13 protein-coding genes and 1 pseudogene are annotated in these 19,725 nt (G+C 50.7%); 1 reads left to right on the top strand and 13 read right to left on the bottom strand.

What is annotated here, in order from left to right:
• Positions 1-28: 28 nt before the first annotated feature.
• Entirely contained in the window at positions 29-4,084 is a 4,056-nt protein-coding gene (locus ACMNAY_RS05805; protein ID WP_418718745.1) for a right-handed parallel beta-helix repeat-containing protein, read from the bottom strand.
• Between the two features lie 128 nt (positions 4,085-4,212).
• Positions 4,213-5,553 (bottom strand): MATE family efflux transporter, encoded by a 1,341-nt coding sequence (locus ACMNAY_RS05800; RefSeq protein WP_418718744.1) that lies wholly within the window; start codon positions 5,551-5,553, stop codon positions 4,213-4,215.
• 274 nt (positions 5,554-5,827) lie between these two features.
• On the opposite strand from ACMNAY_RS05800, the gene ACMNAY_RS05795 reads away from it, so the two are divergent.
• Positions 5,828-7,024 (top strand): coenzyme F420-0:L-glutamate ligase, encoded by a 1,197-nt coding sequence (locus ACMNAY_RS05795; protein ID WP_418718743.1) that lies wholly within the window; start codon positions 5,828-5,830, stop codon positions 7,022-7,024.
• A 335-nt stretch (positions 7,025-7,359) separates the two neighbouring features.
• Here ACMNAY_RS05795 and ACMNAY_RS05790 read toward each other — a convergent pair.
• The 11 genes and pseudogenes from ACMNAY_RS05790 to ACMNAY_RS05740 all read right to left on the bottom strand — a co-directional run bounded on the left by ACMNAY_RS05790 (position 7,360) and on the right by ACMNAY_RS05740 (position 19,220).
• Positions 7,360-7,719: pseudogene (locus ACMNAY_RS05790) on the bottom strand (transposase).
• Between the two features lie 82 nt (positions 7,720-7,801).
• Positions 7,802-8,464, bottom strand: a complete 663-nt coding sequence (locus ACMNAY_RS05785) for a glycosyltransferase family 2 protein (RefSeq protein ID WP_418718742.1) — start codon at positions 8,462-8,464, stop codon at positions 7,802-7,804.
• A gap of 165 nt (positions 8,465-8,629) precedes the next feature.
• Positions 8,630-10,171, bottom strand: coding sequence for a lipopolysaccharide biosynthesis protein (locus ACMNAY_RS05780; RefSeq protein WP_418718741.1), 1,542 nt, complete (start codon positions 10,169-10,171; stop codon positions 8,630-8,632).
• Positions 10,128-11,195: a polysaccharide pyruvyl transferase family protein gene (locus ACMNAY_RS05775; RefSeq protein WP_418718740.1), complete on the bottom strand. Its 1,068-nt coding sequence runs from the start codon at positions 11,193-11,195 to the stop codon at positions 10,128-10,130. The genes ACMNAY_RS05780 and ACMNAY_RS05775 overlap by 44 nt, the downstream gene beginning before the upstream one ends.
• 87 nt (positions 11,196-11,282) lie before the next feature.
• A complete protein-coding gene (locus ACMNAY_RS05770; RefSeq protein WP_418718739.1) occupies positions 11,283-12,095 on the bottom strand; it encodes a glycosyltransferase family 32 protein in 813 nt (270 codons plus the stop codon).
• Between the two features lie 36 nt (positions 12,096-12,131).
• Positions 12,132-13,415 (bottom strand): hypothetical protein, encoded by a 1,284-nt coding sequence (locus tag ACMNAY_RS05765; protein WP_418718738.1) that lies wholly within the window; start codon positions 13,413-13,415, stop codon positions 12,132-12,134.
• 67 nt (positions 13,416-13,482) lie between these two features.
• Complete coding sequence (locus ACMNAY_RS05760) at positions 13,483-14,517, bottom strand: glycosyltransferase family 2 protein (RefSeq protein WP_418718737.1); 1,035 nt, start codon at positions 14,515-14,517, stop codon at positions 13,483-13,485.
• Between the two features lie 60 nt (positions 14,518-14,577).
• Positions 14,578-15,759 (bottom strand): radical SAM/SPASM domain-containing protein, encoded by a 1,182-nt coding sequence (locus ACMNAY_RS05755; protein ID WP_418718736.1) that lies wholly within the window; start codon positions 15,757-15,759, stop codon positions 14,578-14,580.
• 115 nt (positions 15,760-15,874) lie between these two features.
• Positions 15,875-16,855: a glycosyltransferase gene (locus tag ACMNAY_RS05750; RefSeq protein WP_418718735.1), complete on the bottom strand. Its 981-nt coding sequence runs from the start codon at positions 16,853-16,855 to the stop codon at positions 15,875-15,877.
• 2 nt (positions 16,856-16,857) lie between these two features.
• A complete protein-coding gene (locus ACMNAY_RS05745; protein WP_418718734.1) occupies positions 16,858-18,060 on the bottom strand; it encodes a glycosyltransferase in 1,203 nt (400 codons plus the stop codon).
• Positions 18,057-19,220, bottom strand: coding sequence for a glycosyltransferase family 4 protein (locus ACMNAY_RS05740; RefSeq protein WP_418718776.1), 1,164 nt, complete (start codon positions 19,218-19,220; stop codon positions 18,057-18,059). Before ACMNAY_RS05740 ends, ACMNAY_RS05745 begins: the two co-directional genes overlap by 4 nt.
• Positions 19,221-19,725 lie beyond the last annotated feature (505 nt).

The raw sequence follows: 19,725 nt of genomic DNA, 5'->3' as shown, positions 1-19,725 counted from the left end.
CCGCTCCGGGGGATTTTTCAGTTGATGCTTATTCCGGGTCCTTCCGGCTCCCGGCAAAAGCGCCGAGAACGGTCAGCGCCACACCCGCCGCAGGCAGCAGCAGGCTCACGTCCCCGGTCTTGGGGGTGGAGTCCAGCACCGCCGCGGGCGCAGGCGTAGCCGTGGGGCTGGGGGTCCAGGGCTCTTCCGGCTTGGGTTCGGGCTTGGGCTCCTGGGCGCCGCACACCGTGCACACGCCGTTCTGGTAAGTGTGGGTGTGGGTGGCGTCGATGGTGGATTTGCCCTCGAGGCTTGCCTTCAGCGCTTCCTCGGCCGCTGCCACGTCGGGGACGTTCCACTCCGAAACGCCGTAGAGCTTGGTGCCCTCCGCCAGGTAGTTGTTGTCGATGGTGATCTTGGCATTCTCGCCGATCTTCACGCCGTTGAAGAAGCACACGCCCATGTAACCGCTCACATTGTTGTCCACAAAGGAAACGTTGCCGCGGATGTTGTTCACCAGCTGCAGGGCAATGGGCTTCAGATGATTGGCCGCGTCGCTCAGGCGGAAGGTGTTGCGGTCCACCTGGATATCGGCCACGACTGTGTCATCGCCACGGGTCTCGATGTGCACGCCGCGATAACCGATGACGGTGTTGCCCACAAAGTCAAAATCCAGGGACTTGTCCACCTTGTACCAGACGGGGTAGGCATTGCTGGAAAAGAAGTTGGCCGCAGTGCCCTTGAACTCGAACAGGTTCCCCTCGTAGCGGATGGCCGCCGCCTGGGGATAACCGGACTGGGCGCCGTTGAAGGTGCAGCCCTTCACCAGCACGCTGCCGCCCGCCGAGTCAAAGAGCAGGTCGTTGGGGAAGACCAGGCCGGTCACCGTAAGACCCGCGTTCTGGGGCAGCTTGACGCGGATCACCGGGCAGTAGGTGGGGCCGTCGATGCCGTTGCCGTCCACGCCGCTGATGAGTTTTTCCGCGCCGGTCTTGCCCTGCAGGGTGAGGGAAGTCAGCGCCGTGCCGGACAGGTCATAGGTGCTGTCCTTGACCTGCAGGTCCTGCAGGATGGTCACCGTCACGTCGCCGCTCATGGTCTTGGCGGCTTCCATTGCCTCGTCCAGCGTGGTGTAACCCACGTTGCCGATCTGCACCGTGAAGGTGGTGAAGCTGTTCTGCTCCAGCGTGCCCAGATCCGTGCCGTTCAGGGTGTTGCCGCTGAACTCCTTCACCAGGTCCGCCGTTGCCACGCCGGTGTTCTCCGAGCAGATCGCGCGCTGGGTGGAGCCGGAGAAGGTGTTGCCGGTGTAGCTCACCGTCGTGTTGTTTTTCTGGGTCTCGTGGATGTAGACAGTGCCCACCTCGCCGGGAGCGGAGATGGTCACGCCCGACAGGGCGATGTTCTCGAAGGTATTGCCGCGCACGGTCACCTGGTTGGCGGCGCCTTCGTTGATCATGGCCAGCTGCACGCCCCGCTCAAAGCCGCTGATGGTGTTGCCTTCCACCAGGGCGGTGGTGCCTTCCGGATGGCCGTCGCCCAGATGGATGGGCGCACGGGTGATGCCCCGGCCGTTGAAGGTGTTGCCGGTGATGACGATGTTCTTGGCCTTGTAGGGCCAGATCATATACGCCTTCTGATACTGGTCGGTATCCGGCGCGTTGAAGGTGCAGCCGGTCACCGTCAGAGAACTGATCTTGGGGCTGATGTACACGCAGTTGCCGGAGGCGTTTTCAAACACACACTTGTCAATGGTAAGCGACAGCCCGGCATATTCCTCGCCGTCGCCGTAGGTGCCGATCACGCTGGTGCCGGTGAAGCGGAGGTTTTCCAGCTTCAGCGAGGCCACGTTCTGGGGCAGCACGATCCCGCCGGACACCTGCACCGGCTCGCTGCCCGCGCCGCGGATGGTCACCGATTTGGTGATGTTGCGGATGGAATGGACGGGGTCGCCGGTCAGCTCGATCACGCCGCCCTCCGGCACCAGTTCCATGGCCTTGGCAAAGGTCTTCACCGCCGTGTCGGCGCTCATGCCGTCGTTGACGTCGTCGCCTTCATTGACATTGAGATACACCACGGTCTCCACGTCGCCGGTCTTGGGAGTGGAGTCCAGCACAGGGGCCGGGGTGGCGGTGGGGCCGGGAGTCCAGGGCTCTTCCGGCTTGGGTTCGGGAGTCACAACGGGCTCCTGCTTCAGAATGAAGTGGCTGTCGGCGTCCGCGATCAGCTCATCGCTGGCGGTCACCGGGGTGACCTTCGCCTTGGCCGCGTCGGCCACGGTACCGTCAGCGGCATAATAGCCGGGCTGCTGCACCATCACCTGGGCCGCAGTGCCGGTCATGGCAAGGGTCACGACGCCCTGCTTGGCGGGAGCGTCAGCACGGCCGTCGCACAGCAGGATGTCCCCGTTGCCGCAGTTGGTCTTGCCGTCGCTGTAATTAAAGGTAACGTTGCGCACGGTCAGATTGGTGGTGGCGCCTTCCTTGGCCACGATGCGCACCGGCGCGCCGTAGGTCTTGGTGTTTTCTGCTTGCGGGCCGTCGCTCAGCGCGCAGTCGTTGAAGGTGCAGTCCTCCAGCAGGATATTCTGCACGCCGGCGGACTTGTGGTTGATGTTCAGGCCCACCGCGATTTCGGTGAAGGTAGTTTTGCGGATGGCGATCTCGCCGGGTGCGTTGGTGTAAACGGCGGTGTTCACATTGCTGCCGCCCGCCGCAGTAAAGGAGCAGTTCTCCAGCGTGATGTTCAGCTTGCCTTCCTGGTTGGCGTTGTTGGTGAAGTACACCCGCTGCATGTTGCTGCAGTTGGTGAAGTTCAGGTTCACGGTGTAGGCGGTGTGCCGCTCGCCCCAGGCCGCGATGCCGTCCAGGTCATAGACACTGACGGTGATGTCCTTGTCCAGGAAGGTGCCGCTCTCACTCTGCTTGCCGGTGGTGCGGTCGAATTTATTGGTGTCGATCTCCAGGTCTTTCTCGCCGCCGCTCACTCTCGCGCCGTTGCCGTAGATCACAAGGTCATCCGCCACATGGCCGTGGGTCATCGGGCCCACATCCGCGCCCGCCTTGCAGTACACCTTGGCGGTCTCGGTCGGGCTGCTCATATACACCGCGGTCAGCGCGTCCATCAGCGTGGCGTAGTACTGGCCGTTGTAATACACGGTGTTGGTGCCGAAGGACGAGTCGGTGAACGTCCCGCCGGCAAAGGTGTTGTTCGCCTCGAGGGCGTCCAGCGGCAGGACTTTTTCGGTGATGGTGGGGTTCAGCTGCCGCACGGCCGCGGCTTTCTGCTCGCCGCTGTTGGTGGAGCTGTTGCCGCTGATCTCAATGGCCGCATTGGAATAATCGCCCTTATTTGAGAACTGGATCAGGCCGCGGGTAAACTTTTTGTTCTCCGCCGCGTTCTCGTCCACGTTGGTGAAGGTGTTGCCGGTGATGGTGATGGTGCCTCTGGCCGCATCGCCCTCAAAGTACACGCCGCCGCCGCAGTTGGTAAAGGTGCAGCCGGTGACCGTCGCGTTGGCGCTGTGGATGTCCTTCAGCGCATACGCGTCATAAACGTTGGCGAAAGAACAGCCTCTGACGGAAGTGGTGGTCGCGCTGCTGAAGGGGCTCACGATCACCCGGTCGAAGGTGCAGCCGGTGAAGGTCACATCGCCGGTGTTCAGCAGCTGCAGTTCGGCGTTGGGTACTTCGGCCGCCGTGGCGATGCCGCCCCATGTGCTGTTCATGCACAGGGTGAAATCCGCCGGCTCGAACACGAAGTTCACGTTGGAAATGCTCACATTCCCCTGCCCGGCAAAGATCTGATACTGGGCGTTGGGCTTCTGGATGCGCTGGGCGTTGTTGCCGTCCGCCTTCGGGGCGGCAGCAGGATCGCCAAACAGGCAAGTATGCCCCTGCACGTTGTTGGTGCAGGCAGAGCTGGGGCTCCAGCGCACGGTCACGCCCTGGCCGTCGTAATTGTAGCCGCTCGCTTCAACGGCTGCGAGGAACTCGCCGAAGTCCATCTCATTTGCCGCCGGTTCCTCTGCCAGCGCGGTCATGGGAAGCAGCGTCAGCACCATTACCGCCGCTGCCAGCCAGCCAAGTACGTTCCACTTTTTCACTGCGAATCCTCCTTTAACATTCCGGGCAGGTCCTCCCTGTTTCGAGCATCGCGGCCAAAATGCCGTCTTTTCTCTCAAACACCTGCTTACTTTACATTTTCACATATCCCCCACAGCGTGTCAAGCGATCATGCTGCCGCAGGCCGGCGGCTGCGGAGTTTTTTGCGCATCACCAAAAAGCAGATCAGATGCACCGACGCCGTGAGCGCCCAGGACACCGGATAAGACAGATACAGGCACAGCTGGGTGCGCTCCCACTGGAAGATGGTCATCACCCAAACGATCCGCAGCAGGCAGGCGCCTATGATGGATACCACCATGGGCAGGATCGATGCTCCCAGGCCCCGGACGCTACAGGCAAGGCAGTCCATCCAGCCGCACAGGAAGTAGCTGGTGCAGACCACGCTCATGCGGTACAGCCCGTAGGTGACCACCTGCGGGTCGGGCGTATAAATGTGCAGCAGCTGGCTGCCGAACAGATAGGCGCTTCCGCCCATGGTAATGCCCACCGCGGCGGTAAACAGCATGCACTGGAACACCACCCGGTCAATGCGGTCGTACTGGCCCGCGCCCATGTTCTGGCTCACAAAGCTCATGGAGGTCTGGGACACCGCGCTCATGCAGGAATACACAAAGCCCTCAATGTTGGAGGCGGCAGTGTTGCCCGCCATTACCGCGGAGCCGAAGCTGTTCACCGAGGACTGGATGAGCACGTTGGAGAAGCTGAACACCATGCCCTGCACACCCGCGGGCACGCCGATGCGCAGGATCTCGGCGAACTGCTCCCGGTCAATGCGAAGTTCCTTCAGCACAAGCCGGAAAGCCCCAGCGTTGTGCATCAGACAGACCACAATCAGATACGCCGACACCGTCTGGGAGATAATGGTGGCCAGCGCAACGCCCGCCACGCCCAGAGAAAACACGATGACGAAGATCAGGTTCAGCACCACGTTGATGACGCCCGCCAAAGTCAGAAAATAAAGAGGCCGCCGGGTGTCGCCCACAGCCCGCAGGATGGCCGCGCCGAAGTTGTAGATCAAAAGGCTGGGTGCGCCCACAAAGTAGATGCGCAGATACACCGTGGCCTGATCGATCACGTCCTCCGGCGTGCCCATCCACGCCAGCATCGGACGGGACAGCGCCACACCCACAAAAATCAGGCCGATGCCGCCCACCAGTGCGGTAAGCATGGCAGTGTGTACGCCCTTGTGCACCGCCTTCAGGTCCCCCGCGCCGTAACTGCGGGCGATGAGCACGTTGGCCCCCACCGACAGCCCCACGAACAGGTTGACGATCAGGTTGATAAGCGCTGAAGTGGAACCCACCGCCGCCAGTGCCGTGTTGCCGGCGTAGCGTCCCACCACGATGATGTCCGCCGCGTTGAACAAAAGCTGCAAAACGCTGGAACACATCAGCGGAAAGGCAAAGGCCGCGATCTTGCCAAACAGCGGCCCGCTTGTCATATTCATTTCGTATTGTCTCGCCAAGGATTCTCCTTCTTTCCCGGCCGGCTCTCTTTCGATCTGTCGGTCATACTTTTTCATTTTAATCATAGCACAAAACGCCCCCTTCGCAAGGGTGGCATTTTACACAGATTTTACCCAAGGCGCGCCTTTTCGCTCTTTGTCGATGGATGCTTTACTTCCCCCGATAAATCCATTATAATAAGTAATGGCCTGTTTTTGGGGGCCGATTCGACTGTTACAACCGGTCAACCGGGAAGAAAAAAAGGAGCAATCAGCCATGAGAACTGTCGGCACAACATCGCGCGGCGTGCGCTGCCCCGTCATCCGTGAGGGTGACGACCTTGTAAAGATCGTCACCGACGCCATCCTCGCCTGCGGCGAAGAGCAGAACATCGAATTCCAGGATAAGGACATCGTGGCGGTGACCGAAGCCGTGGTGGCCCGCAGTCAGGGCAACTACGCCAGCGTGGACGCCATCGCCAAAGACTGTGCCGCCAAGTTCGGCACCGACACCATCGGCCTGACCTTCCCCATCCTCAGCCGCAACCGCATCGCCATCTGCCTGAAGGGCATCGCCCGCGCCTTCAAGAAGGCCTACATCCTGATGAGCTACCCCTCCGATGAGGTGGGCAACCATCTGTTCGATGAGGATCTGCTGGACGAGAAGGGTGTCAATCCCTGGAGCGACGTGCTGACCGAGGAGAAATACCGCGAGCTGTTCGGCTATGTGAAGCACCCCTTCACCGGCGTGGACTACGTGGAGTACTACGGCGAGCTGTTCCGCAGCCAGGGCTGCGAGGTGGAGTTCGTCTTTGCCAACGACGTGCGGGCCATCCTGCCCTACACCAAGAACGTGCTGTGCTGCGACATTCACAGCCGCTTCCGCTCCAAGCGCCGTCTGGAGGCCGCGGGCGCCGAGAAGGTGCTGCTGCTCAGCGACATCATGACCGCCCCGGTGGACGGCAGCGGCTGCAACGAGCAGTTCGGCCTGCTGGGCTCCAACAAGGCCACCGAGGAGAGCGTGAAGCTGTTCCCCCGCGACTGCCAGGCTTTTGTGGACAAACTGGCCGACAGCCTGCGCAAGGCTACCGGCAAGCAGATCGAGGCCATGGTCTACGGCGACGGCGCCTTCAAGGATCCCGTGGGCAAGATCTGGGAGCTGGCAGACCCTGTGGTCAGCCCCGCCTACACCTCCGGCCTGGAGGGCCAGCCCAACGAGCTGAAGCTGAAGTACCTGGCGGACAACGACTTCGCCGACCTGTCCGGCGAGGCCCTCACCGCCGCCATCAAGGACAGCATCACCCACAAGGACGCCGACCTGAAGGGCCAGATGGCCAGTCAGGGCACCACCCCCCGCCGCCTGACCGACCTGATCGGCAGCCTGTGCGATTTGACCAGCGGCTCCGGCGACAAGGGCACCCCCATCATCTTCATCCAGGGGTACTTCGACAACTTCGCGAAAGAGACGAAGTAAACTGATTTTTCAAAAAAGAGAGGCGCGGCTAATGCCGCGCCTCTCTTTTTTATCGTTTCAGTCGCCACTGCGCTTTTTCAGCAGCGCCCACACAGCATTGGTAGTTGACGGCAGTGCCAACAGTTTTGCGCAAATTAGTTTACTTGAACCGGCACAAACGAAGTTAGCCTGCAATCGAGGAGACCTCAGGAACCATCTCCGGGTGCCGGCTACGTGGCGAAACCGAGCACTGACCAGCACAGGAGTAGCGCAATCACCAAAATAGACACATTGTCAAGCTTCTCACCCCAGTCGAGGTGCAGATGACTCCCATTCACGTATGCGCACGGATACCTTCAACCTTCCAGAGGACGGTTCCACCAATCCTCAATGTGGACATACACCTTCTTGCTCGGCTTACTGATGGCGAAGGAGGAAACTTTGCTGTCCCACCGAGCCTCCGTAATCTCCTCCCCACACCGGACGCATACGTCCGCCAGGCACATCTCAATAAGCGCCGCTTCCACGTTGATTTCCCGGCGGGAGATCGCTCAATGATGGCGGTCTCAAAAGAGATTCCTTTGGGGCTTGGGCACCTTGAGGGTTACATTACCAGAAGTGGTGATGATGTTACGGCTATAGTGACCGCTGCGGTAGCCCTGGCGCCTCTCTTTGCGTTCGCTCCGGGATGCGAGGTCTGCAAACCATGTCTCCATTTATCTACTTTTCAATTTGCGAAACTTATTGTGCCTTAGCTTAGGACTCGTTCCCTTTACGCATCTTCAAACCAATCAACTTCTATTTGATTGAGTCGATAATATCAATTGTATTCTCTCCAAACCAATTCCTAATCTGTTCGATATCTGTATTCATGCCGGCGGCATGACGAAATGCGCGACCTGATTTTCCCCCATAGTGGTGCAGCATATTTTCATAATCCTTAACGGAGATCACTTTCATTCCTTGTCGCAAAACGATGCTTTCCAGCTTAGTAACCCCCCAAAACCATGCATAGCTGTCATCCAGTTTGTATCGATCATAGATGCTTCGGTCAATCAGCAAGCAAAACCCATCCGCTCTGATCGGCTCGTTTGTTACGAGGCCATACGCCGATATACCGCCTTCTTTCGGATGTACCGACAAAAGATTTCTCAGCCAATACGGGTTGTTGATTCGGACATCACTGTTGAGCAGGAGAATATAGTCACTATCCGCCGAGCAAAGACCACTCGCCACATTGTTTCCCTTTGCAAACAACAAATTTTGTTTGCTCATCAGCAACTTATCAATGGCTCCTTCTCTGTAAAACTTTTTGAGGAGATTTCTAGTCCTTAAACCAGATGCATTATCTACAACAATCAGCTCATATGAAATGCCTTCCGTTTTACTTCGGACAGTTTCAATGGATTCTTTAACGTATTGCGGCGCGTTATGCGTCAACATAAGAATACTAACCTTCATTTTAATCTCCTTTTCGACCTCAGCGAATAAAAGCCACCCGTTTTCTAAGAGGCATTTATTTTTACTCTTTAACGGCGAGCAATCAGAACCAACTATTTTCCCTCCCTTTTTTCAACTACTTCTTACTTTTAAATGCAGCTGTATTCAAGTTCGGGCAAGTCTCTTTTATCCCTTATGCAGAACCATTTTACATCTACTTCCAAGAAAGCGCATCGCCTGTCTAAAGTCTTTGCGCCACACGTTGGCAGCTAAGACTCCCAGCAAAGAAAAGGCGACCACAGCCATCGCTTTGACGATAAAATCCAAGAAATTCTCCACGATTACAGCCTTTGAGAAAAAGGCAGTTCCAGCGAAGCACAACACAGCAGTAACACCAAAATTATACGCATGCTGCAAAAAAAAGTGATATGCCTTTTTATCAAAACTCGATTTAAATAAAATACAGGGTTCATACCAAAAATACGTCGCCAGCCGTGCAATCACCGACGCGAAAATGATTCCTGCTAAACCAGTAACTCGCCCCAGAGCTATGGAAAGGACCAAATTTACCGCCGCTGTACAGAGCATTACGTATTTCGTTTTTTTGTAAAGGCCCGTGGCATCTCTGTAGATCCACAATGGCTGGAGCGCAATGCTAAAATAATAGTTCAGCACACAAGCAATTAGGACATCCATTCCAAAAACATATTTTTCCCCAATCCACAATTTCACGAAGTCACTCATCAAAACAAAGCAACAAACGCTTGTTATAGTGCTGATGGAAAACCCTATTATCTGAATCGTCGAGAACACCCTGTAAGTATTCTTTTTATCAGACAGAACAATCAGATTTCCGACACTTGCAGCTAAAGAACTGAAGAAAATATTCACAAACATCGACAATCGGCTAAATACCATGCCATAGTTGGAATAAAGCCCTACCAGTTCTGTACTTAGCAGCACGGAAATCAGTGTGTTGTCTGTGCTGTTCAGCAGCACGGATGAAAGCTTGTATATAAATCCTGCTTTGATATTGAAGAAAATCTCCTTCTTCTCTCGGGCGTCGAGCGCCATGGCAGGCACACTTGGGTGATACAGCCGATCTGCTCTTTTGGCACACAGGTAGTTATTAAACCAAGTGAAAAAAATTTCCACAAGCAGATACACCACAAAATTTTTAGTAATGATTATGGCTGTAATCTGACATGCCACCGTTGCAATTTTAGTGATGGTGGAAACGTTGGAAACAAGATACCCCTTTTGATCGGCCGTAAGAATGGTTGTCTTGTAAACAAAAAGGTAGGAAATTACCGTTTTGGAAAGGAACAAGAGATAGTAGATACGCAATCCTTCCACTGGCTGGGCGGTATTTACAATCAGCCCCAAAAAAGGCAACAGTAAAAGCCCCACAACGCTAACAACAGCGGCTATCAAGCGATAGACATTCTTGTAAAAAGCGAGCAGTGCATTTATTTTATCCCCGTCATTCTCCGCTAGTGGTTTGTAGAAGGTATAGGCCATCACCGTTGCCAAACCCAAGTCCGCCAGCGATAACATGGAGAGAATCTCAGAGAACAGGCTGTTTATGCCAAGATAGGTTTCGTTGAGAAAATGCAAAAAAACAGTTCGTGAAACAAATCCCAAGACCAGAATCACAAGCTGGTTCAGCAGTCCATAGGCAGCATTACGAATGGAGCTGATTGTTCTGCTGCTTTGGGAGTTTTCCATTGAATTGATCCTTCCATTCTTTTATCGCGTCAAACGGCAACTCCAGCTTTGTTTGGAACTCCGACTGGATTAGATCGCTCAGTTCCGTGTTTACTGCGCCGCGTTTGATCGTCTTCAGTCCTGTGTCGCGCGCAATCTCAATTGCCCTGTTATCAATTGCAATCACGATGGATCGAACCTTGTGGTTCAGTGCTCGTATTCCTCCATGCAAGCGGGTTCCCACATAATCCAAAGAGCGTTGATCGCGCAGCAAATTGTCAAATGCCGTCAGTGTCCTTTCCAAAAAACACAGCTCACTCGCTCGTGGATAAACGGAAATATAAGCGAGATCCTGGCGGCCTTGAGGCCAAAAGAACACCTTTTCGTATTGTTGCAGCAAGATGTCCAACATTGCGAAGTCCGCTTGCTGATCCCTGTCATAGTCCGTTATTGTACACACCACGTTCTTCCCTTTGCTTTGAGGAATTTCACTACACAAGGCGGGCGTTAAATTCCACATGGTTGGACACCCGGTGTACAGCACATTCGTTATTCCTGCTTTTCTTAGCGCCGACTTGGTGAACCGGTCTCTTACGCAGTGCTTGTACGTTTGCGACAGAACTTTTCTGTAATATCTTGCGGTTATAGGGGTCACCTTATCATTATAGTCAGACCATCCGACCCCCATCAACAGAATGTTGTTCTGCTGCGCGAGATGTAGGGGGCGTACCCATTGATTGAACAGCCGAGAAGACAGAATATTGGTCCCTGTCACAATTTTCAAACCATTCTCTTCCAACTTTTTCAGTTCTTCTTCAGTCTGCTTTTCATGTGTTGTAATCCGGCTTGCTGGTTCTATTCCCAACTCTTCAAAAATCCGAGTGCAATAGTCATTTATAATAAAATCGCCCAGATTTCCAGTTCCGATAGACGTATCAAAAACCACGATCGGCGCTTTTTCATCCAACGGCATCACCGGGCAGAATAATATCTCACCGCAAAAAAGCAGTTTATTTATCGCATTTTTTAAGGATTTCCTTTTCATCTGCTCCGTTCCTCTTTCCCAAAAGCTGCAGAGACGCCTTTTTCGAATCTAAATAGTGCTTCGATAATCTCGCGTTAAGCAATCGGTTCATCTGGTTTTTGTAAATTTTCGCAACGCAAACGAAAACGTACCCACAAGCCCTTTTGTCCGTAAATGCATTTTAATCCGATAGATTTTCTCAAAAACGTCGGCAATAGCTTCTCCTTTTGTCTGACCGTATTTTTTCACGAGGTCTCGCCTCAGCAACAAGGCTTTTTTTTCTTCCGGAGTCAGCCAAGAGGCATGGAAATGGTGAATCGTGTGAGTATTTTCGGTAGGTTTGAATGCTGCGTCTATATAATCGATGGGGCAAAGCCAGTCCGAGGAATAAACTGTCATCCCCTCGATCAGCTGCTGCTGGTTGTTCTTGAGCAATCCATGCTTTTCCAAGAACGCCACATTCAACATTGGGCTGGGTGTTGTATCATAGTCGCCTTCTCCCAATTTGAATCTTCGGTTTCCGTAAATCTCGTCCATCATCCTTTTTAGCAGAGGGAATCCTTTCTCCGCACCAAAGCCTAGGCCGGGATTGACCGCAGCGCCACCTGATTCAAAGCCCATATAGGCACTATTCTCCAGCAAATCATCAATATTCCGGATAATTTCAACATCGGTATCAAGATAAATTCCACCGTAGGTATACACGATGTCCAAGCGGGCAAAATCCGGCACAAAACCCCATTTTTTTGCCTCATACGCTTCCCTCATATATTGATTCTTTGTGTAATCGTAATTGGATTCATCCCATCGCATAATGGTGTAGTCCGGGCAGTATTTGCGCCAGCTGGCCATACACTTTTGGTCGGCCTCCGGAATTTCTGTGCCTCCAAACCAGCAATAGTGAATGATTTTTGGGATCATGTATATTTTCTCCTTATATACTACTCAGAAATTCCGTTATTCCTCTAGGTGCTTTTCTCCCCAAAACGTGGTATTTCTTTGCGGGTCCTTTTCCAGCATAGAAAAAGCAAGCATCACAAACATCATATAGGCAAAATTAGAACGCATGGTAGAATTGTACACAATCAAAGCCAATGCCACAAAAGGGAAAAAGGTTCCCAACATTTGAAGCCGGGTTCGCTCCCGATAATATCTCCATAGCGCTCTCAATTCCAAAACGCCAAAGAAGGCCAAATAGGAAATTGTTCCCAGGTAGCCAGTCTCGCTGAAAAGATACCCCAGAGACAACCAGGTATAATGACTGGCCTGGTGGACCGTATAAAACTCACTGTTCAGGAAAGAAAAGCTGTCGGAGTAATCTGCATTTCCCAGCCCGATTCCCCAGGCTAGTGCGCCTTTTCCAGACCACTCGGTAATCATTGGGGTCAATTTGGAAAACACTGCCGTTCGTCCAATATCCGTAGATGTCGAATAAACCGTCTGAGAAGTTATCACTTCAGGAATATTAGTCGGATCAAGGTAGCCAGTCCAAAACGGAAAAATCTGATACATTAGCTGCATCCCTAAAAACATTGCTATGCAAACTATTACTGCCAATGTCACAGCCCGTTTCTTCTTTTGTGATACCACCACATACCAACCGGCAATGCAGACCGCTATTACAAAGAAAAATTTCAGTTCAGATGCCGCTGTATTCACTGCCATCAATGCTAGGTATGAAAGGAACTGCGGATATCGCATTTTTCCATATTCCATTCGGGAAAGCATAATACAAAGCAGAATACAGAAGTAGATGGCCATCCCTCCATTGCCACCCGTTATTGTTCCAAACAAACCACTAAGGGCATCCTGTTTGTGCCCTCCCACAAAATACTGGAACACAACTAGAGTGATATGTATCGGGAACAATTTCAGAAAAAACTCCTCCAGGTTGATAGCATCCTGAGGGCCCAGAAAATCCACCACCAGAATAAAGAAAAGGAAAAACCTTCCATAGTTCCGCATTCCCCACAAGGCGTGGAGAACTGGGACTCCATTCATGAACCACCCGAGCAAGATCACAACCCCAAAAGCGGCTATGGGCAGATACTCTACGCGTTTTAAGGTATATATGAATGCTCCCTTAGACTCCCACATGCGCACAATCAGCAGCAAAATCAACAGCACATCACAAAGATAATTGCACTGATGGAACCCTAAATATTCTCCAATCAGCGCTTGAAAGACGCTGATGCCAACGATTGCATACAGAGCTCCTCGGCAGTAATGTTCCACTTTCATTTGCGATATTCTTACTCCTTTTTCCGATGAATCTTTTTGCTCTGCAGACGATGACCTTCGATCAGCCTCATGCTTTCACATTTACTAGTATCCAACACAGTCTCCACCACTTGGCTTTTATGGCCCACAGCAGCGCCTTCCGTGCTTTGGATCCATACACTCCTGCAGAGATATATGCCACTTGCTGTAGATGGGGATCCTGGATGATGTCGCGGAACAACTGTTTCTTTTTTGTTGCGGTGGAATTGGCTCTCACAATCATTTTCAGAGTAGCTATAGTGAAGGAAAGATATGGACCTGCCAGCCTCTCTTTTATTTCAGCAGGATACACATATTCATCGCATATCCGAATACAGTCATCATAGAACGCTTTTATCTTTTCATAGCGATCCGTTCGATAGATATGCGTAAGTGACAACTGATTTTGGCAATAAAAGTAAAACGCTTCTGATAGCACAGCTACCCTTTTTACATCTTTGTAAAGGCGCAAAAGAGAATACACGTCCTCTGAGATTATCTGTCGCTCAGAGACGAACCTCCACTTTGCACGTTCAATCAACTCCAGCGAGAACAGGCACCCACAGGCACTCATCCATAACCCGGACCACTCAATGTCATCTGTCCTGGGAGCAACCAAATTGGGCAATACATCCTTTAGGATTTCTTGGTCTGTAAACAAGGGCTTTGGGACATGTGGTATCGTTTTTCTTTGAATCTTCCCCTCTACATCCACATTGTAAAATCCATACAGCACCAGGTCTGCCTGATTTTTGGATGCGCACTGGTAACTCTTTTCTATCAAATCCAACGCCACATAATCATCACTGTCCAAAAAGCAGATATATTCCCCAGTTGCATTTTCAATGCCGGTGTTTCTGGCAAACCCCAAGCCTTCATTCTTAGGTTTATGGATTACCTTAATTCGTTCATCTTTTTCTGCCCACTCATCGCAAATTTGGGGAGAACGATCCTGAGAGCAGTCATCCACCAGAATAATCTCCAAGTGTTTATGGGTCTGGTTTACAACGCTTTCAATGCAGCGGTCCAAATATTTCTCAACCCCATAAACAGGTAAAACTACGGTGACTACACCTTTTCTCATCATTTTAACACCTTCAAAAGAGCCTTTTATCGCCCCGTTTGTCAGTGGACATGGGTCCCTTTATTCCTGTTTCATCTGGTTTGCAATATCCGCATCCACAATATCCTCACCAGTCTTATGTTTCAGCTGTTCCTGGCTGGCTCTACTAAGCCCATTGCTAATGACACAGTCCATATCACAAGTACTGCACTGGTCCAGTTCTTCCTTGGTCACTTTGCCGTCACGGTAGTCCCGACAGACTTTCAGCTCGTACATACTGTATGGATGCTTGGTGAATAGTGCCTTGAATTTGTGCCAAACCACCCATACAGCCGGTTTCCAGATATACTTATGCATTGCAGGCGATACCGAGCCAATCATCCAACAATCCCGGTCACAACAGCGAACCTTCTTGCGCACCTGCTCTGCCTCCGGGCTGTTCCACAGCTCATCCCAAGTCTGGCAATTCAGATTGCCCATGACTTCCTTGTCCTTGGTACCATTGCAAGGCATAACATCCCCGTACGGGTCAATGAAAAAGGTATCAAAACTCATATCGCAAGGCAAAAGCCGCTTCTGTCCGTAAATATAATTGATAAGACCGTGATTGAAGTAGGCCCGAAACCACTTTTTAGGGCTGTTGCTTCGCAACAGCTGATTTACGAGTTCCTCGAAATTTTTAGCCACCATAGGACGGTCATGAATAATATTTTTGGCCTCAACAAAATAAAAGCTATTGTGGAGAGAAGCGGTAGCAAACTCCATGCCCATCTCATCCGAAATCTGGTAAAGCGGGACTAGATCAGGCGCATTTTTGTCCTGAACCGTCATTCCAAAGCCCACATCCTTCATTCCCATTTCCCGCAGTTTTTTCAGGGTTCCATACCCGCGCTGGTAACCATTTTCCAGCCCCCGGATTTCATTGTTGGTCTGCTCCAAGCCTTCAATGGAAATGCGAATGCCGATTTGCGGAAACTCCTTGCACAGATCCACAATCCGGTCCGTAAAAAAGCCGTTAGTGGAGATCACAATACGGTCAGACTTTTTATACAATTCCCGGACAATCTCTTTCAAATCAGTACGGATGAAAGGTTCCCCACCGGTAATATTGGTAAAATACATGGGCGGCAGCTTCCGAATGGTTGCCAAGGAAAGTTCCTCCTCCGGCCTGGAGGGAGCTTTGTACCGGTTGCACATGGAACACCGAGCATTGCACCGATAGGTGACAATGACGGTTCCATTCAGCTTTTTGGTATTGGTCATGATCAAAACTCCTGTAAATTGAATTTGGTTTACGCAATGGCGGCAATTTCTCCTGTTCGAAAGGAGCCCAAATTTCCTATATTGGTTCCGTATTTCAGCGGCAAATCACCTGATATTATATAGCGCCCTCTGCCTTTACAATGTCCCAAAGCGTTTGGGCGTAGGCCTCTTCTGAACACACATTTTCAAGATATCCTTTGAATTCGGTTGCATATGCGTCTGCTTGCTGCGGATGAGAGAGATAGTGTTGAATTTTTTCTTTCCATTCGTTAGGATCCTGAGTGCACAGCACACCTCGTCCCTGGGCAAAATATTCTCTTGTTGTTACTGTGGAGGAAGTTATAACCATCTTATTGTTCGCTGCCGCCTGAAAATAAACAGTCAATCCCGCAGGTGCCTGGGTGTTCAAAGGCATTACCAGTAACTTTGCCCTGCAAAGTTGCCGCAGGAACTCCTTTTCCGGGAGATCAGTGTATATGGAAATATTAGATTCCAATGCGCTGCCGTACTGTTTCTGGAGCGAACCCGGCATGACACAGTGAAAAGTCACCTCCGGAAGCATCCGGGCAATCCGAAACAGCATGTCCCAGTCCCTGCCGTTTCTTCCCCCACAAAAAACGGACTGCTCCTCCGTCTCTACTTTTTCATCCAGTCTGTACTGTGCATGATACACATCTGGTAACAGGTAATAAGACCCCTGAATTTTTAAGATTTCGTTGATATATTGGCCGTACTCTCTTGCGGTCACAGTTGTCGCAAAGGAGCTGGATTGAAGGGGGCTTCGGTACAAAAATTTCGCAATCCGGTTTTTCAGGGTGCGTTTGTCCTTGAGAAGAAGATTGATAGCCAGAATTTTTCCCTTTTTGTTCTTCAGTTTTGCCAGCCACCAACACAGCACGCCCATGAAATCATACCAACAAACGATCATGTCACCCTCGCCGGTCCGATTCACCACATCCCAGCAAACAGCAATCATTTGTTTGATAGATAAGCAGCGACAGGGGGGATATATTTCCTCATGGGGACTTTCAAATTTAGCTGTCAGAAACGACATGTCCTCCATGGATTTGGGTTTATCGTACAATACATAAATCATAATCAAACCTGGTACAGCAAGTACAGTTTTTGGAAATAGTCTTCGATGGTATCAAATCCCACCCATCGGCAGTTTTCTTTGTAGGAATCTGTCAGTTGTGGGTTTTCCCACAGTTTTCTGATTCTCTTCTGCAGTTCATCTGCATTTCCGCTTTCAAACAATTCCCCTGTCTTTCCTTCCTGAATCAGCTCTGGAATCCCTCCGATTTCCGCCCCCAAGACCGGAGTGCCGTACATCTGAGACTCCATCACAGAAAACGGGCAATTCTCATAGCACCGAGATGGGCAGACAGAGAATCTAGCCTCTCGGATAAGCTTCTCCAGTGCTTCTCCCTTCTGAAATCCGACATTGGTGATATTTGTTACTCCCTGGATCAGATCTTCCAACGGTCCGGTTCCAGCGAAAACAAAAGGTACGTCCGGCAGTTCCTTGCACACCTGGATCAGCGTACGGATACCCTTCTCCTCAGAGAAACGTCCGAAATACAGCACATAGTCCTTCTTGGGCGTTTCTTTCCACTCCACCGTATCGATGAAGTTATGCATTGCCACCGTCTTTGCTGCAAACGTCGAATTGGTATCCATTTTTTGTTTCATAAATTCCGAGCAACAAACAATCACATCAATGTATTTGTAGGTCCCCATCCAGTTCCAAAACATTGCCTCCGCAGCACCCACAATACTCTTGGCGGTAGAACCATGAATGCATTTCCCTTTAATGCAGTGAAGAAAATGACCGCCCAGACATTTTTCGCAATTTTCCCGGGTATTGGGATTGTTCAGCATATGGTTGGGGCAAACCAGCTGGTAGTCATGTGCCGTAAAAACGATCTTACACTTCCTACCGGTATCCCGGCGCCATTTTACAATCTCCAAAATAATGGAAGGCGTCAACTGATAATTGAAGTTGTTCAGATGGCATACATCCGGCTTGAAGTCATCCAAGACTTTTCGAAGCTGGATCCGGGCTTCTCGACTATAAATTGTTTTGATGAGATAGGTCAGTTTGCTTCGCTTGCTTCCCCCATGGAAGTCCATGTTGGAAGTATACGCATTGACACGATTTCCAACACAACGTCCTTCATGCTCCATTCCAAAGTATTGAACTTCATGGCCATGTTCCCGTAAAGCTTGTCCTAGTTTGAAAATGTATGTTTCCGAGCCGCCATTTGGGTAAAGGAACTTATTGATTATTAAAACGTTCATCGGTATTCCTCGTATAACGCAAGTGTTTCTTGGACGATATCATCCCAGTTGTACTTATTGCAGACAAAATCTGCCGCACCGACTGCGTATTTCTGAACCAGTGATGGATTATCACAAAGCATCTTTAGCTTTTCCTTCAGGTCTGACACACTGCCTTTCTGAAAGATTACTGCCTTGTTCTCCACCACCTCGGTACATTCTGCAATGTTTGATACTACACAGCAGTTTCCGTAACTCATAGCTTCCAGCAAACTCAAGGGCATGCCCTCCAAATCAGAAGGCAGTACATAGAGATACGCATTGCTGTATAGTTCTTCCAGCATCTGTCCACTCACAAAACCAGTAAAGATTACTCTTTCATCATTGGCCAATTCCTGAATTTCCTTCATGAAATCATCAGTGTCCGAGGAACCTCCTGCAATAACCAACTTTTTATCTGTCTGGAGTTCTCGGTATGCCTGGATTAAATACCGAAGCCCCTTTTCAGGCACAATCCGTCCCAGGAATAAAATGTACTCATCTTTGTCTATTCCAAATTTATTCTTAATCAAGTCAGCTTTGCGGGTTTCTGGGCGACTCACGCCATTGGGGATAAACCGAGTTTCCCGTCCATAACTCTGTCTGAAATACTCTTGAACTCCTCTGCTCAACACGATGATTTCATCTGCAAACTTAACTGCAATTTTTTCACCAAACCGAATGTACTTAGAGCCAAATCCATTCTTCCATTTTTCCCGCTCCCAATCCAATCCATGAATGGTTGCAACACACCGTTTTCCAAACAGCTTCGGCAGCCATAGCATAGCACAGGGGCCTTCAGCATGAAAATGGATTACATCATACTTTCCAAAGGCAGCAAATAACGCCGCAAAAAAACTGGAGGTCAAGGCCGCCATCCCTTTCTTATCCAATGTGGGAACCGTGACCAAATTGACCCCTTTATAATCCTTTATTTTTTCGCCATCAAACGCTTTCCCACTCACATGGTGTCCAGCCCGGTTGAAGCAAGTCACTGCATGGCCTTGTGCCACCATACGGGTAGACAATTCTTCCACAACAATTTCCACTCCTCCCTCACGGGAAGGTATTCTCTTATGGCCCAGCAATGCTATCCGCAAACTCTTTTGTGTCTTCAACGCCGTTTCCGTCCTTTCCAGCATCATTTTGCTACCGACAATTAGCTTCAGTTTGCACAAATATGCCCTAGCTATTTCATAAGATGTGGCAGTTCAACCAAAAATCGTTAATCTCCCTTACTGTTTCATTCCTTTGGCGAAACATATTCACCAACAGCATCTCACGTTAGTATTCATATCGAAACAACATCCATTCGGCGCTCAATGATACAGGTCTCTACCAGCCTGAGGAGCTGGCAATCCAATTTTTATTGGAATACCATGCTGCATATTATTCTTGTATTTTTCATTGACTTCGTGCGCGATTATATAATAAAGACTGCTTCAGAATTGTCGTTCAACTCGTCGTCTACACAATAGAAAAAATACTCTTCCCCTCTTTTTATCAATGGAAAGGCAGAAAGCACAAAAACAACCAAGCATTTTTAAATTCAATATTTCTACATCAGATCATTTGCTACATTTCCAAACCCATGTCTGAGTTTGTCAACCATTCTATCTTCATTCCGCAAACTATTTTATATGCTCT

The organism is Candidatus Allofournierella merdipullorum, assembly GCF_048426865.1.
Classification (GTDB): domain Bacteria; phylum Bacillota; class Clostridia; order Oscillospirales; family Ruminococcaceae; genus Allofournierella_A; species Allofournierella_A merdipullorum.
Note: the sequence above shows the minus strand (reverse complement) of the source record. Positions and strands in the feature narration are given on the sequence as shown.

Bases quoted from the DNA above. Each gene is read 5' to 3' on its own strand.
- ACMNAY_RS05785 (WP_418718742.1), bottom strand. From the start codon at position 8,464: ATGAAGGTTAGTATTCTTATGTTGACGCATAACGCGCCGCAATACGTT.
- ACMNAY_RS05750 (WP_418718735.1), bottom strand. From the start codon at position 16,855: ATGATTTATGTATTGTACGATAAACCCAAATCCATGGAGGACATGTCG.
- ACMNAY_RS05760 (WP_418718737.1), bottom strand. From the start codon at position 14,517: ATGAGAAAAGGTGTAGTCACCGTAGTTTTACCTGTTTATGGGGTTGAG.
- ACMNAY_RS05780 (WP_418718741.1), bottom strand. From the start codon at position 10,171: ATGGAAAACTCCCAAAGCAGCAGAACAATCAGCTCCATTCGTAATGCT.
- ACMNAY_RS05775 (WP_418718740.1), bottom strand. From the start codon at position 11,195: ATGAAAAGGAAATCCTTAAAAAATGCGATAAATAAACTGCTTTTTTGC.
- ACMNAY_RS05740 (WP_418718776.1), bottom strand. From the start codon at position 19,220: ATGCTGGAAAGGACGGAAACGGCGTTGAAGACACAAAAGAGTTTGCGG.
- ACMNAY_RS05755 (WP_418718736.1), bottom strand. From the start codon at position 15,759: ATGACCAATACCAAAAAGCTGAATGGAACCGTCATTGTCACCTATCGG.
- ACMNAY_RS05745 (WP_418718734.1), bottom strand. From the start codon at position 18,060: ATGAACGTTTTAATAATCAATAAGTTCCTTTACCCAAATGGCGGCTCG.
- ACMNAY_RS05770 (WP_418718739.1), bottom strand. From the start codon at position 12,095: ATGATCCCAAAAATCATTCACTATTGCTGGTTTGGAGGCACAGAAATT.
- ACMNAY_RS05795 (WP_418718743.1), top strand. From the start codon at position 5,828: ATGAGAACTGTCGGCACAACATCGCGCGGCGTGCGCTGCCCCGTCATC.
- ACMNAY_RS05800 (WP_418718744.1), bottom strand. From the start codon at position 5,553: ATGAATATGACAAGCGGGCCGCTGTTTGGCAAGATCGCGGCCTTTGCC.
- ACMNAY_RS05765 (WP_418718738.1), bottom strand. From the start codon at position 13,415: ATGAAAGTGGAACATTACTGCCGAGGAGCTCTGTATGCAATCGTTGGC.